The sequence below is a fragment of the Xanthovirga aplysinae genome (assembly GCF_009711365.1).
Lineage (GTDB): Bacteria > Bacteroidota > Bacteroidia > Cytophagales > Cyclobacteriaceae > Xanthovirga > Xanthovirga aplysinae.
Map to the genome: position 1 here is coordinate 1 of NZ_SMMB01000036.1, position 235 is coordinate 235.

Below are 235 nucleotides of genomic sequence, written 5' to 3' on the forward strand. Positions count from 1 at the left end.
TTTAGGTTCTCATAGTGGCTACACTTCCACTGGAAGTTCTAATGTATTTATTGGCTATGCGGCAGGTTGGTTTGAAACGGGAAACAATAAACTTTATATAGCCAATAATGCTACGAGCACCCCTTTGATTTATGGAGATTTTACCAATAAAACCCTAACTTTCAATGGGCTGGTAGGAATGGGAATAGCGGATCCACTTGCCCGTTTACACGTTTACGATGCCAATGACATCGTG

At 41.3% G+C, this 235-nt stretch carries 1 protein-coding gene; it reads left to right on the top strand.

Going from position 1 to position 235, the window contains the following annotated elements:
* On the top strand, positions 1–235 hold a 235-nt coding region (locus E1171_RS24990; RefSeq protein WP_425509583.1), incomplete at both ends, for a hypothetical protein.